General features: G+C 59.8%; 13 protein-coding genes and 1 pseudogene. 13 read left to right on the top strand and 1 reads right to left on the bottom strand.

Annotated features, from left to right (window positions below):
• The 4 genes and pseudogenes from ACTOZL_RS05200 to ACTOZL_RS05215 all read left to right on the top strand — a co-directional run.
• Positions 1-330 (top strand): annotated as a pseudogene (locus tag ACTOZL_RS05200) (TetR/AcrR family transcriptional regulator); the annotation flags it as partial.
• 77 nt (positions 331-407) lie between these two features.
• The gene (locus ACTOZL_RS05205; RefSeq protein WP_482477085.1) at positions 408-1,127 is read left to right on the top strand and encodes an ABC transporter ATP-binding protein; all 720 of its coding nucleotides are present in this window, start codon (positions 408-410) and stop codon (positions 1,125-1,127) included.
• Entirely contained in the window at positions 1,114-1,830 is a 717-nt protein-coding gene (locus tag ACTOZL_RS05210; RefSeq protein WP_482477086.1) for an ABC transporter permease, read from the top strand. The genes ACTOZL_RS05205 and ACTOZL_RS05210 overlap by 14 nt, the downstream gene beginning before the upstream one ends.
• Positions 1,831-1,832: 2 nt before the next feature.
• Positions 1,833-3,089, top strand: a complete 1,257-nt coding sequence (locus ACTOZL_RS05215; protein ID WP_482477088.1) for an MFS transporter — start codon at positions 1,833-1,835, stop codon at positions 3,087-3,089.
• A gap of 42 nt (positions 3,090-3,131) precedes the next feature.
• On the opposite strand, the gene ACTOZL_RS05220 is transcribed toward ACTOZL_RS05215, so the two are convergent.
• Positions 3,132-3,641 carry a DUF4830 domain-containing protein gene (locus ACTOZL_RS05220; protein ID WP_482477089.1) on the bottom strand — a complete coding sequence of 170 codons (510 nt, stop codon included), beginning with the start codon at positions 3,639-3,641 and terminating at the stop codon, positions 3,132-3,134.
• A gap of 125 nt (positions 3,642-3,766) precedes the next feature.
• Here ACTOZL_RS05220 and ACTOZL_RS05225 point away from each other — a divergent pair, with 125 nt between their 5' ends.
• The 9 genes from ACTOZL_RS05225 (at position 3,767) to ACTOZL_RS05265 (ending at position 13,179) form a co-directional block, all read left to right on the top strand.
• Entirely contained in the window at positions 3,767-4,477 is a 711-nt protein-coding gene (locus ACTOZL_RS05225) for a pseudouridine synthase (protein WP_482477091.1), read from the top strand.
• Positions 4,478-4,783: 306 nt separating this feature from the next.
• The gene (locus tag ACTOZL_RS05230; protein ID WP_482477127.1) at positions 4,784-5,875 is read left to right on the top strand and encodes a PucR family transcriptional regulator; all 1,092 of its coding nucleotides are present in this window, start codon (positions 4,784-4,786) and stop codon (positions 5,873-5,875) included.
• Positions 5,876-5,904: 29 nt separating this feature from the next.
• Positions 5,905-6,591: a cell division ATP-binding protein FtsE gene (locus tag ACTOZL_RS05235; RefSeq protein WP_482477092.1), complete on the top strand. Its 687-nt coding sequence runs from the start codon at positions 5,905-5,907 to the stop codon at positions 6,589-6,591.
• Complete coding sequence (gene ftsX / locus ACTOZL_RS05240; protein ID WP_482477093.1) at positions 6,581-7,471, top strand: permease-like cell division protein FtsX; 891 nt, start codon at positions 6,581-6,583, stop codon at positions 7,469-7,471. The genes ACTOZL_RS05235 and ftsX overlap by 11 nt, the downstream gene beginning before the upstream one ends.
• A 195-nt stretch (positions 7,472-7,666) precedes the next feature.
• Positions 7,667-8,845: a S41 family peptidase gene (locus ACTOZL_RS05245; RefSeq protein WP_482477094.1), complete on the top strand. Its 1,179-nt coding sequence runs from the start codon at positions 7,667-7,669 to the stop codon at positions 8,843-8,845.
• 215 nt (positions 8,846-9,060) lie between these two features.
• Positions 9,061-9,540 (top strand): transcription elongation factor GreA, encoded by a 480-nt coding sequence (gene greA / locus ACTOZL_RS05250; RefSeq protein ID WP_482477128.1) that lies wholly within the window; start codon positions 9,061-9,063, stop codon positions 9,538-9,540.
• A gap of 20 nt (positions 9,541-9,560) precedes the next feature.
• A complete protein-coding gene (gene lysS / locus ACTOZL_RS05255; RefSeq protein WP_482477096.1) occupies positions 9,561-11,054 on the top strand; it encodes a lysine--tRNA ligase in 1,494 nt (497 codons plus the stop codon).
• 104 nt (positions 11,055-11,158) lie between these two features.
• Entirely contained in the window at positions 11,159-12,502 is a 1,344-nt protein-coding gene (locus tag ACTOZL_RS05260; RefSeq protein ID WP_482477097.1) for a TrkH family potassium uptake protein, read from the top strand.
• Positions 12,503-12,525: 23 nt separating this feature from the next.
• Positions 12,526-13,179, top strand: coding sequence for a potassium channel family protein (locus tag ACTOZL_RS05265; RefSeq protein ID WP_482477098.1), 654 nt, complete (start codon positions 12,526-12,528; stop codon positions 13,177-13,179).

Consider the following 13,179-nt stretch of genomic DNA (forward strand, 5'->3'; position numbering starts at 1 on the left):
CCCAATTTCCGCAACAACGCCAAGCTGCTCTTTGGACTCCTCCACGACACCATAGAGGAGGCGGCCCCCAACTACGTGGTGCCCATTATCCAGCAGGGCATTGCTGACGGCTCCATCCAGACGGAGTACCCCAAAGCCCTGGCGGAGCTGATTCTCTTGACGGCCAATGTGTGGATGAACCCTATGATCTTCGACAGCACTCAGGAGGAGACCTGGCAAAAGTTCATGGTGTTCACCCAGATGATGGAGGGCTTCGGGCTGGATATTATGGACCAGGAACTGCTGGAACGGATCCAGACCCTCACCGCCCTGTACCAACAGAACAAATGAAATATACCTGCCCGGAAAAACGGGCAGCTATATTTTAGAATAATACATACCGCTCGACGGTATGGAAAGAGGTAGAAATGGAAACGATCCTACAAGTGAATGCCGTGAAAAAACACTACGGCCCGGTGCGGGTGCTCCGGCAGTGCAGCCTGGAAATCCAGGCGGGGGAAATCTATGGCCTGCTGGGGATAAACGGCGCAGGTAAGACCACCTTGATGAAGCTGGTTCTGGGGCTGCAAAAGCTGGATGGAGGGAGCATTTTTGTCCTGGGCAGGGAGATCCGGGATAGCTCCGCTTATTTGGCCCAGGTGGGCAGCATCATCGAGACCCCCAGCTTTTATGAGCACTTGACTGCCCAGGCCCTGTTGACCATGCACCAGGCCTACCTGGGGCGGGAGGGGGACATTGTCGGGACCTTACAGCGGGTAGGCCTGGGGGGAGAGACGCGACCCATTGGGCAATTTTCCTTAGGGATGAAACAGCGCTTGGGGTTGGCTCGTGCCATCCTCCACCGACCCCGCTTACTGCTGCTGGATGAGCCCCTCAACGGCCTGGACCCGGTGGCCATTTTGGAGATGCGGACACTGTTGGGGGAGCTGGCCGGGGAGGGGATGGCCATCCTCCTGTCCAGCCATATCATAGGAGAACTCCGGCACAGCGCTGGGCGCATTGGTGTCCTGGCCGGAGGCGTCATCTGCCAGGAATTTTCCACGGCAGAGAAGATAGTGGAGTATGGGGATGGCTTTGAGGACTATGTGGTGGGACTGATGAGGGGGAGGCAACATGAGGTATTATAAACTGGAACAACAGAAGCTGCGGCCTGCCACTTACCGCTGGGCGGTGCTGGGTATCTACCTCTCGGTTCAATTGATGGGGATGTTCTTCCTGTTCATTCCCAAGCTAGAGGGGCTTCCTGCTGGACAGATGGGGGATGCCATGTTTTCCACTTGGAGTGGCCTGCTGGGCCTGACCACTGCCTTACACTTTGCCTGCTTCAGCGTCTTTGCGGCGACCCTGGCGGCGAAGCTGGTTGTAAAGGAATACTGCGGGGCGGGGGTGGAGGTCTTGTTGAGTTACCCTGTAGCGCGGCGGCGAATCTTGAAGGCAAAATGCGCGGTGTTTTGTACCATGACCGTGGCGGCAGCGGCCCTAAGCAACAGCGCGACCATGGGAGGGATGTACCTGGGCTCCCGGCTGTTCCAGGCCCCGCCCCAGATGGATGTAGTAGGATTCCCCCTGGTGGTGCTGATGGTGAGCTTGCTTATGGGGGTGCTGTCCGCCGTGGCGGGACTGGTGGCTGCTGTGGTGGGGTGGAAAAAACGCTCCCCTGTGGCTGCCGTGGTGGGGGCCCTGCTGCTGGTGTGCTGTACCGCCAACGGGATCCCCTGTGCTCCCCGGTATATCCTCTGGGTGATGCTGGGGATGGCCTGTGTGTTCCTCCTGGCTGCCGCCCTGCTGTATCGGGTTCTGGCCCGGTGGATTGAAGGAATGGAGGTTTAAGTGTGAAGAAGAAGCTGTTTTCCAGGGATTTTACCCTGGTGGTCATCGGCCAAATTGTCTCCCTCTTCGGCAACGCCACAGTGCGCTTCGCCCTGCCCCTGTACCTGCTGAACCAGACCGGTTCCGCCGCCCTCTTCGGCGGGGTGACCGCCTGTGCCTTCCTCCCTATGATCCTGCTCTCCCCCATCGGGGGGATTGTGGCAGACCGGGTGAACAAACGCAACATCATGGTCCTGCTGGATTTCGTCACGGCCCTGCTGCTTCTGGGCTTTGCCCTGCTGCTGCGGGGGGAGTGGCTCATCCCGCTGGTGACGGTGACGCTGATGCTTCTCTATGGTATCGCGGGGGCCTATCAACCGGCGGTGCAGGCCAGCATCCCCGCCCTGGTGCCCCAGGAACGGATTGTGGAGGCCAACTCCGTGGTTAATGTCATAAGCTCCTTGGCAGCCCTGGCGGGGCCGGCTTTGGGGGGGATTGTCTACAGTGTCTATGGCCTGAAACCAGTGCTGTGGGTATGTGTGGTTTGCTTTCTGCTGTCAGCGGGAATGGAGCTGTGGATTAGGATACCCCACCAGAAACGGCCCAGAGAACCCCTGTGGGCTATGGTTCAAGGGGATTTTCGGGAGAGCCTCCGCCTGATCTGGCGGGAGAAGCCCGCCCTGGGTCAAGTGCTGCTGGTGCTGTGCGCCCTGAATTTGTTCCTCTCTGCCATGCTGGTGGTGGGACTGCCCTACATGATTACCGAAGTGCTGCCCCTGGAAGAGGCCTTGGCGGACCGGCTGTATGGCTTCGCCCAGGGGGCGATGGCGGCCGGGGGGCTGGTGGGGGGCATCCTGGCTGGGGTGCTGGCCCAGCGGCTGTCGTTGGACAAGGCGGGGCATTTGCTCACTGCCTGCGCCCTGCTGGTGCTCCCCATGGGCCTGGGCTGTGGCTTTATCTCCTCGGGGCTGGTGAATGACGGCATCCTCACCGCTGGCTGTTTTGGTATCATGGTCTGTGCCACCCTGCTTACGGTGCAGTTGATGGCCCTGATCCAGCGGGAGACCCCTCAGGACTGCATGGGCAAGGTGATCTCCGTGGTGCTCACAGTGGCCATGTGTGCCCAGCCCCTGGGCACGGCCTTTTACGGCTTCCTGTTCAACCAGTGCAAGGGCTTTGAATTTGTGGTGATCCTCTTTGCGGGCTGTGTATCTCTGGTGATTGCCCGCTTTGCGGGGGTGGCGTTACGACAACTGACGTTGGAGGAGACAAAACAATGAAAAGGCGGGACACTTCCTTACCGAAGTGCCCCGCCATTTTGATTATGTCCCCTGTTCTCCGGAAGCCTTTGCGGGATAGGCCAAGCTCTGCATAAACCCGTCCCCCTGGTTGCAGAACACCTCTCCGCCGACGACCTCCTTCTTATACACCAGCAGGCTGGCCCAGATGTCCTTTTGCAGGCCAGGGTAGTTGTTCACCTGGTAGGTGTAGCGCTTCACCGTTTTGCCTGCATAGGCGGTGAGGTCGAAGCCCTGCTCCTTTTGCAGGGCCAGGTATTCGTCATAGGAGGTATCGAAGGTCTCGGGGATTAGGACGTCCTCAATGCTGGCGGCCTCTGGGGCCACCAGCCAGCCGCAGCTTTCCAGGAAGGAAATCCGGTCCTCGTTGGTCTTGACGCCTTTGGCGTCCATCTGGGTGACGGAAAGGGCCTCCGTCTCCCGGATGTCCCGCACCAGGCCCAGGCCGGCTCCCACAAAGCCGATGGTCAAGACCAGCATGATGAATCCGGCCACCAGCCGGGCGCGGTGGATCTTTTTCGTGATGATAATCATAGCAAGCAGCTCCTCTCGCTTCCGGCTGATGGCGAGCCGCCGGAAATCTTCCCCACAACCCTATGTCCTTTCTCCGAAAAGTATGCTATACTAACAGCCAAAAAGTATAGGAAGGAGAACGCACCATGGAACGCTTGGACAAACGCATTGCCGCCACTGGCCGCTGGTCCCGCAAAGAGGCCAAGGCCCTCATCAAAAGCGGCCGGGTGAAGGTGGACGGCCAGCAGGCCACCAGCCCGGAGGAAAAAATCCCCGAGAATGCCACCCTCCTGGTGGACGGCCACTTGGTTTCATCGCAGCGCTATACTTACCTCATGCTCCATAAGCCCCAGGGGGTGGTCTCCTCCACCGAGGACCCCAGGGAGCCCACCGTGCTGGGGCTCCTGCCGCCCCACCTGCGCAAGCTGGGGCTGTTCCCTGTGGGGCGGTTGGACAAGGATGCCGAGGGCTTGCTGCTGCTCACCAACGACGGCCCCCTAGCCCACCGCCTTCTGTCCCCCGGCAAGCATGTGGATAAGCGTTACTACGTGGAAGTGACGGGGGAACTGGACGAGACAGACCGGAAGGCTCTGGCAGAGGGAATCCAGCTCAAGGACGGCACCCGCTGCCTTCCTGCGTCCTTGGAGCTGCTCCCGGAAACAGGCCAGGCCCTGGTGACCATCCAGGAGGGGAAGTACCACCAGGTGAAACGGATGCTGGCGGCCCGGGGGAAGCCTGTGAGTTATTTGAAACGGCTGGCCATGGGCCCCCTAGCGCTGGACCCAGCCCTGCCGCCAGGGGCCTGGCGGCCCTTGCAGGCGGAGGAATTGGCAGCCCTGGAAGCCCTGTGGAAATAAATTCGGCAATTTCCACAAAGATTCAGGAGAAAGGGATTGAAATCACCTGGAAAATCAGGTATAATAGCTCCCAAGAATCATGATCGTGCAGCAGCGGCTGTCCCATGTGTGGAGAAATCACGCCCTATGGGGAACGAGTCCAGGGCCGAACCCTCCTACCGGCGAACTCCAATTTATCCCAGAAACCACTGGATGGAAGAAAAATTGGCGCTATGTGGGAGGGGGCGACCCTACCCGTATGCGCGGACCATGGCAGGCAAACAGCCTGGGGACAATATTGAGAGCCGGAAAGAGGAGGAGACGACCATGTCCAGCAGAATATTCCAAAGCATTGTACTCCAAATGAAAGAATGTACGGACCGTGTCATCGGCGTCATTGATGACCAGGGGACCGTGGTTTCCTGCAACCACTTAGCCTGGATTGGGGAAAAATGGGAGGGCGCCGCCTCCGCTTTGAACAGCATTGAGTCCACGGCGGTGACCTATGGGGACAAGACCTTTAAGCCCCTGGCCAACCGCAGCGCCCGCTTCGACTATGCCGCCTTTGCCCAGGGCAGCGACGAGCAAGCCAAGCTGATCTGCTCCATGGTGACGGTGGCCCTGAACAGTGCCAAGGCATATTATGAGGAAAAGCACGACAAAACTGCCTTTGTCAAGAGCATCATCTCCGACAATATCCTCCTGGGGGATATCTATGTCCGGGCCAAGGAGCTGCACTTTGCCTCCGAGGCCCAGCGGGCGGTGTTCCTGGTGCGGCAAATGGGCTCGGCAGAGATCGCCGCGGTGGACGTAGTACAGAACATGTTCTCCGAGAGCCAGGAGGATTTTGTCATCTCCATCAGCGAGAGCGACATTGTGGTGATTAAGATGCTGGGGGAGAACGCCGACAGCAAGGAGATTTACCGCATCGCCAAGAGCATTGAGAGCAACCTAGCCCAGGCCCTGAAGATCAAGACCACCATTGGCATCGGCACCGTGGTGGGCCACATCCGGGACCTGGCCCGGGCCTATAAGGAGGCCGGGGTGGCCATCGACGTGGGCAAGGTGTTCGACACGGAAAAGACCATCATCAACTATGAGAACTTGGGCATTGGCCGTCTGATCTATCAGCTCCCCACGGTGATGTGCGAGATGTTCCTTCAGGAGGTCTTTAAGAAGAACCCCATCGACGCCTTGGACCAGGAGACCTTGTTCACCATCAACAAGTTCTTTGAGAACAACTTGAACGTCTCCGAGACGGCCCGGAAGCTCTTCGTCCACCGCAACACCCTGGTGTACCGCTTGGAGAAGATCAAAAAGCTTACAGGCTTAGACCTGCGGGAGTTTGACGATGCCATCACCTTCAAGGTGGCCCTGATGGTGAAGAAGTACCTGGTCTCCCGTGGCATTGAGTCCTGAGAGAAACGTCTTATAAGGAGTGTTACCTTTTGATTCGCCTGACAGATGTATATAAACAATATGAAAATGGGACGAAAGCCCTGAAAGGGGTGCGGCTGGAAATCGCCGACGGTGATTTCGTCTTTTTGGTGGGCCGCTCCGGTTCGGGCAAGTCCACCATCGTCAAGCTCATCACTGGGGAGATCCAGGCCACCGCCGGGCGGCTGATGGTCAACGGCTATAACCTGCGGGATATCAGCCAAAAACAGATCCCCCTGATGCGCCGCACCCTGGGGGTGGTGTTCCAGGATTTCCGCCTCATTGAGAAAAAGACCGTCAGCGAGAACCTAGAGGTGGTCATGCGGGCTGTGGGGGCTACCCCCAAGGAAATCCAGCGCCGCATCCCCTATATCCTGGGCTTGGTGGACCTGAGCGAAAAGGGCCACCGCTACCCCAACCAGCTCTCCGGCGGGGAGCAGCAGCGTGTGGCCATTGCCCGTGCCCTGGCAAATAATCCCAGCGTTATCATTGCCGACGAGCCTACGGGGAACCTGGACCCGGCCCGTTCCCTGGAAATCATGTCACTGTTGGTGAAGATCAACAGCATGGGCACCACCGTCCTGGTGGTGACCCACGAACGGGAGCTGGTCAACCGTTTCGACAAGCGTGTGGTGGCCATTGAAAATGGCCGAATCATCAGCGATGCTGCGGGAGGGTATTACAACAATGGGCGATAATCAATTTTGGTATCATTTTAAGGATGGCTTCCGGAGCATCTTTGCCCATGGGCTGATGTCCTTTGCCTCGGTGTGTATGATCCTGGCCTGCCTTCTCATCATGGGCTCCTTCTCCCTGGTGGCGGTGAACCTGAACCACATGTTCCGGGAGCTGGAGGATGAGAACCAGTTTTTGGCCTACGTGGATGAGAATTACGACGACCAGTCGGCCCGGGCGCTCCAACCCCGGTTGGAGGGCATCAGCAATGTGGCCAGTGTCACCTTTGTGAGCCGGTCTGAGGCCATGGCCAACTTCAAGGAGACCTTGGAGGGGCGGCAGGACCTCTTCCGGGACGCGCCAGACAGCGTCCTGCGGGACCGCTTCATCATCCATGTGGTGGACATTGAGGCCATGAGTGAGACCGTGGAGCAGGTGGAGCAGGTCACCGGCATTGCCGATATCCAGGCATCCCTGGAAGTGGCCGACGGCTTTCTGATGATCCGCAACGTGGCCGGTGGTGTGGCCATCATCCTGGTGGCGATGCTGGTGCTGGTGTCTGTGTTCATCATCTCCAACACCATCAAGATTGCGACCTTCACCCGGCGGGAAGAAATTGCCGTGCTGCGTATGTGCGGTGCAAGCAACTGGTTCATCCGCTGGCCCTTTCTGGTGGAGGGTGTGCTATTGGGGCTTGTGGGCGCTGTGCTGGCCTATTTGGCAGAGTGGGGCATCTACGGGCTGATCCAGCGGGCCATGGAGAATAGTGGAATCCTCTCCATCATTACCACCGTGCCCTTCTCCCAACTGGCGTATATTGTCATGCTGGTGTTCCTGGTGGTGGGTTTTGCCATCGGTGCCGGGGGTTCGGCCTTGGCGATCCGGAAATTCCTGAAAGTGTAAGGGGGCGGATGAGATGAGCGGAAAGAAAGGACGGGACCCTATGCGCTTCCAGAAGCGTGTAGCTGCCGTAGTGGCGGTGATCCTGTGCCTCTCCCTGGTGCTGAGCCTAGTGGCAGGGATGCTTGCCTATTAACCAAATGAGAGCAGCGGCACGGAGACGGGCCGCTGCTTTTTCATCAAGACAGGAGGAATGGTATGGACAAGAAAGAGAGACGCAACCGCATCCTGGATATCCTAGGGGTGTTCGCGGGGGGCGCATTGGTAGGGATGATATGGATGCTGGTTATGGCTGTGATCATCATCGGCCAGGACGGCCTATCCCTGCTCCAAGCCAAGGACGCCATTGAGCACCGTTTTGTGGGGGAGTATGACCGGGAGGCCCAGATGGACGCCATGCTGGAAGCCATGGTGGACTCCCTGGGGGACGAGTGGTCCTACTACATGACCGAGGAGGAGTTCCAGGCCAGCCGCATCCGCTCCCAGGGGCGCTATGTGGGCATTGGCATCACCATAAACCGGGAGCAGAAAGACGGCATCCACATTGACTCCGTCAGCTCCGATGGCCCTGCCCAGGCGGCGGGGGTCCAGGCGGGGGAGATCATCCGCTCCGTGGCGGGGGAATCGGTGACCCCGGAGACCTGGCAGGCCTGTGTGGAGGCCATCAAAGGGGAAGCGGGCAACAGCCTGACCCTAGAGGTCCAGGGGGAGGACGGCAGCCTGCGCCAGGTGGAGCTGGTGCGCGAGAGCATCCAAAGCCGTCTGGTCAGCACCCAAATGCTGCCGGATCAGATAGGCTTACTCAGCATCACAAGATTTTCCCAGGGGGCGTCTGAGCAACTGCGCCAGGGGTTGGAGGAGCTGACCCAGGCAGGGGCCCAGGGGCTGATTTTGGACCTTCGCTACAATCCCGGGGGACAGGTGGACGAGATGGCCGCGGTGCTGGACCAGTTCCTGCCGGAAGGGCCTATCTTCATTTCCAGGGACGCCAAGGGGCGTGAGAAGGTCAAAAACGCCGACGCCGACTGTATACAACTACCCTTGGTGGTGCTGGTGAACCGGGAGAGCTACAGCGCGGCGGAATTCACAGCGGCCATGCTCCAAGAGAGTGGCCGGGCTACGGTAGTGGGCGTCCAGACCTACGGGAAGGGCTATGCCCAGCAGAGCTTGAAACTCCTCAACGACAGCGCCATACACATTTCCACCTCTTGCTATTACCTGCCCAGCGGCCGGTCCCTGGCGGGGACGGGGCTGACCCCGGATGTGGTGCGTCCCCTCAGCCAGGAGGACGAAAAACGGCTCCTGATTGGGGCGCTGCCCCAGGAGGAGGACGCACAGCTCCAAGCGGCCCTGTCGGCCCTGTTGGACGGGATGTGAAAAAAGAAGGACGCTCTGGACCGGGAAAATCCCTGGGCCAGGGCGTTTTTTCCGGGAAAAACCAGGGGAGAAGGGTCGAAGGGCCGATTCCTGTACTTGACAGACCGGAACAAAATACCTATAATACTTAAACGTGTAATTAGATTTTTCAGTTTTATTTTTATATGTGTAAATGGAAACTGGCGGGGCGGAAGGCCCACGACGACGAAAGGTGTGTGACCATGGCAAAGGAATACCGGCTCAGCCCCGAGCGGCTGGAAGAACTGAAAGAGGAACAGGTCTACCTAAAGACCGTGCGAGAAAAGGAAGTGGCGGACCTGATTAAGGAGGCCCGCTCCTTCGGCGACCTGTCGGAGAACAGCGAGTACGACGAGGCCAAGAACGAACAGGGTAAGCTCTACTCCCGCATTGCGGAGCTGGACGAAATCTTGTCCAACTATGTCCTCATCACCGACGAGGAAAAGAACATGGACATCGTCCACGTGGGCAATACCGTCACCGTGGAGGACTTGGAGTTTGACGAGAAGCTCACCTATCAGGTGGTGGGCTCCCAGGAGGCAGACCCCATGAACGGGCGCATTTCGGAGGAATCCCCCTTCGGCAAGGCCCTCCTGGGCCGGAAAGCCGGGGAGGACGTGGTGGTGGAAGCCCCGGAGGGCAGCATCCATTATAAGATCTTGGAGATCCACAGATAATAGAGAAACGGGGAAGAAGCATGGAAAAGAATAAGAACGAAGCCGTGGAGCAGGACCTGTCTGAAATTTTGAAGGTCCGCCGGGAAAAGCTGGCAAACCTCCAGGAGGCTGGTCAGGACCCCTTTGAACAGACCAAGTTTCAGGTGTCCATCCACGCCCAGGAGGTCAAGGACCGCTTCGACGCATTGGAGGGCCAGGCAGTGCGCATTGCCGGCCGGCTCATGTCCAAGCGGGGCATGGGCAAGGTGAGCTTTTGCGACTTGCAGGACAAGAGCGGCCGCATCCAGCTCTATGCCCGCCGGGACGAGATGGACGAGGCGGTGTATAACGCCTTTAAGAAGTACGACATTGGGGACATCGTGGGCGTGGATGGCGAGGTGTTCCGCACCCAGCGGGGGGAGATGAGTGTCCGCTGCAAGGACATTACCCTGCTGTCTAAGTCCCTGCGTCCCCTGCCGGAGAAATTCCACGGCCTCACCGACAAGGAGCTGCGCTATCGCCAGCGCTATGTGGACCTGATCGTCAACCCGGACTCCCGGCGCAACTTTGAAATCCGCAGCCGCTTTGTCAGCTACCTGCGCAGCTTCCTGGATGGCCGGGGCTATATGGAGGTGGAGACCCCGGTGCTCAACACCATCTCCGGCGGTGCCACGGCCCGGCCTTTCATCACCCACCACAATACCCTGGACATCGACATGTATATGCGCATCGCCACAGAGCTGCACCTAAAGCGGCTCATCGTGGGGGGATTGGAACGGGTCTATGAGATTGGCCGCATCTTCCGCAACGAGGGCATGGACACCAAGCACAACCCGGAATTCACCACTGTGGAGCTCTATGAGGCCTATGCCGACTTCAACGACATGATGGACCTCTTCGAGGACTTCCTCTCCTCCGCCGCCCAGGAGATTTTGGGGACCTACCAGGTCCAGTGGCAGGGGGAGGACATCGACCTGAGCCCCGGTTGGCGCCGCCTGACCATGGCGGAAGCGGTGAAGGAGTATGTGGGGGTGGACTTCATGGCCATCTCCGACCACGCCGAGGCAGTGGCTGCTGCCAAAGCCGCTGGGGTGGACATGGACGGCGTGGAACCCACCTGGGGCCATGCCCTGTACGAGTGCTTTGACCAGAAGGTGGAAGGGAAACTGATTCAGCCCACCTTCATCACCATGCACCCGGTGGACGTGTCCCCCCTGGCCAAGCGCTCCCCCAAGGACCACCGGCTCACCGAGCGCTTTGAGCTCTTCATCTGCCGCAGCGAGATGGGCAACGCCTTCTCCGAGCTCAACGACCCCATCGACCAGAAGGAGCGCTTCCAGAAGCAAGTGGAGCTCCGGGCCGGCGGCGACGAGGAGGCCGGCATGATGGACGAGGACTATATCAACGCATTGGAGTACGGCTTGCCCCCCACAGGTGGACTGGGCATTGGCGTGGACCGCTGCGTCATGCTGCTCACTGGCGCGGATTCCATCCGGGACGTGATTTTGTTCCCCACGATGAAGCCCATGGAATAATGTTTGACGGCAGCATACCGGCAGAAAAACGCTGCCGGTATGCTGCCGTGCTTGTATCAAAAACCACAACCACCAGAGCATGGAAGGACACAAGGAGGTGGGGCATGAAGCTGGGAAGACGAAGACGGCGCTGGGGCGCCGGGCGGGGGATGCATCCCACCCGGGCGGTGGCCGTTTCCTTCGGGGCGATGATTGCCCTGGGGACCCTGGCGCTGTTGCTGCCGGTGATGTCCCGGCGCGGCGGCGGCTTTTTCCTCAGCCTGTTCACCGCCACCTCTGCCACCTGCGTCACAGGCTTCACCCTGGTGGACACCCTGGAGCAATGGACCCTGGGGGGACAGGCGGTGATCCTGCTCCTGGTGCAGCTTGGGGCCCTGGGCTTCATGATGGCATACAGCCTGGTGCTGCTCCTGCTGCGCCGGGAGATCATCTTTTCCCAAAAGGTGGTACTGGCTTCGGCCCTGGGGCTGAAGAACACCGGAGGCGTGCTGCGCCTGGTGCACCACGGGCTGTTGGGTACCCTGCTGTTCGAGGCGGTGGGTACCTTGTTGCTGGCCCTGCGCTTCGTGCCCCGCTTCGGCATTGGACGGGGGCTGTGGTACAGCCTCTTCCATGCGGTGTCCGCCTTTTGCAACGGGGGCTTCGCCCTGGTGGATATGGAGGACTACGTGGGGGACCCCTATGTGCTGCTGATCCACATGGGCCTTGCCATCACCGGTGGGCTGGGCTTCATCGTCTGGGAGGATATCCTCCGGGCCAAGAGCTGGCGGAAGCTGAGCCTGTATAGCCGCCTGGCCATCGGGGGCACGGCGGTGCTGCTGGTGCTGGGCTGGGTCTACTTCACTGCCATGGAGTGGGACAACCCCGGCACCCTGGGGGCGCTGCCCCCGGCGCAACGGGTCCTGGCGGGGCTGTTCCAGTCCGCCAACCTGCGCACGGCGGGCTTCGCCGTGTTCCCCCAGGGGGAGATGACAGAGAGCGCCCAGGTGGTGAGTATGCTCTTTATGCTGGTGGGCGGGTGCAGCGGGTCTACGGCCTGCGGCATCAAGGTGGTGACGGTGGTGGTCCTGGGGGCCGCCCTGGTCAGCGGCCTGCAGGGCCGGGAAGAAGTGGTGGTGGGTGGCCGGACCATCCCCCAGCGCCAGGTGCGCAACGCCATGACCTTGACCATGGTGGTGATCTTCACCGCCCTCATCGCCGCCCTAGTGATGGCCCACATTGAGGGGGGCAGCTTCCTCCCCCTGTTTTTTGAGAGCGTGGCGGCCATCGGAACGGTGGGCCTGAGCACAGGCATCACCGATGGGCTGAGCTTTGCCAGCCACTGCGTCCTCCTGGCCCTGATGTATCTGGGCAGGGTGGGCATTTTGGCCTTTTCCCTGGCCTTTTTGACCAAGAAAACTGTGGGGAATAAGATCAAATACCCCAGCTGTGAATTGCTGATCGGATGATCCCCTGAGAGAGGAGCACAGCCATGGAGAGCTTTGTGGTAATCGGGCTGGGCCGGTTCGGCTCAGCGGTGGCGGAAAAACTGTGCCAGTCAGGGCACCAGGTCCTGGCGGTGGACACAGACGAGAAGGTGGTCCAGCAGATGGCGGACCACGTGACCCAGGCGGTGGCAGGGGACTGCCAGGACCTGGACGTCCTCCGGGCGCTGGGGGTCAAGGACATGAGCTGTGCCGTGGTGGCGTTCAGCAACGACATTGGCCGGAGCATCCTTGTGACATTGAACCTCAAGGAGCTGGGGGTGCCCCGGATTATCTGCAAGGCCCGCACCGCCACCCACGAGGAGCTATTGCGGCGCATCGGGGCGGACCAAGTGGTGTTCCCCGAGCGGGAGAGCGGCTGGAACTTGGCCCAGGCCCTGTCCAACCGGGAGATTTTGAACTACATCACCCTCACTGAGGGCTACGGGATTGTCAAGCTGGAAGTCCCCCTGGCCTGGGTGGGGAAGACCATCGGGGAGCTGGATATCCGGCGGCACTACCAGGTGAACATCATTGCCACCCAGCGCAACGGGGAGAACATCCATCCCAACCCGGATAAGAATTACTGCTTCCAAAGAGGAGACCTGATTTACAGCCTGGGCAGTACAGAAACCAACGACCACATTCTGGATTTGGAGTAA

Source organism: Evtepia sp., assembly GCF_056797215.1.

What these genes read in the sequence shown, in the direction of transcription:
- ACTOZL_RS05205 (WP_482477085.1), top strand. Translation starts at nt 408, where the DNA reads ATGGAAACGATCCTACAAGTGAATGCCGTGAAAAAACACTACGGCCCG.
- ACTOZL_RS05210 (WP_482477086.1), top strand. Translation starts at nt 1,114, where the DNA reads ATGAGGTATTATAAACTGGAACAACAGAAGCTGCGGCCTGCCACTTAC.
- ACTOZL_RS05220 (WP_482477089.1), bottom strand. Translation starts at nt 3,641, where the DNA reads ATGATTATCATCACGAAAAAGATCCACCGCGCCCGGCTGGTGGCCGGA.
- ACTOZL_RS05225 (WP_482477091.1), top strand. Translation starts at nt 3,767, where the DNA reads ATGGAACGCTTGGACAAACGCATTGCCGCCACTGGCCGCTGGTCCCGC.
- ACTOZL_RS05230 (WP_482477127.1), top strand. Translation starts at nt 4,784, where the DNA reads ATGTCCAGCAGAATATTCCAAAGCATTGTACTCCAAATGAAAGAATGT.
- ftsX (WP_482477093.1), top strand. Translation starts at nt 6,581, where the DNA reads ATGGGCGATAATCAATTTTGGTATCATTTTAAGGATGGCTTCCGGAGC.
- ACTOZL_RS05245 (WP_482477094.1), top strand. Translation starts at nt 7,667, where the DNA reads ATGGACAAGAAAGAGAGACGCAACCGCATCCTGGATATCCTAGGGGTG.
- lysS (WP_482477096.1), top strand. Translation starts at nt 9,561, where the DNA reads ATGGAAAAGAATAAGAACGAAGCCGTGGAGCAGGACCTGTCTGAAATT.
- ACTOZL_RS05260 (WP_482477097.1), top strand. Translation starts at nt 11,159, where the DNA reads ATGAAGCTGGGAAGACGAAGACGGCGCTGGGGCGCCGGGCGGGGGATG.
- ACTOZL_RS05265 (WP_482477098.1), top strand. Translation starts at nt 12,526, where the DNA reads ATGGAGAGCTTTGTGGTAATCGGGCTGGGCCGGTTCGGCTCAGCGGTG.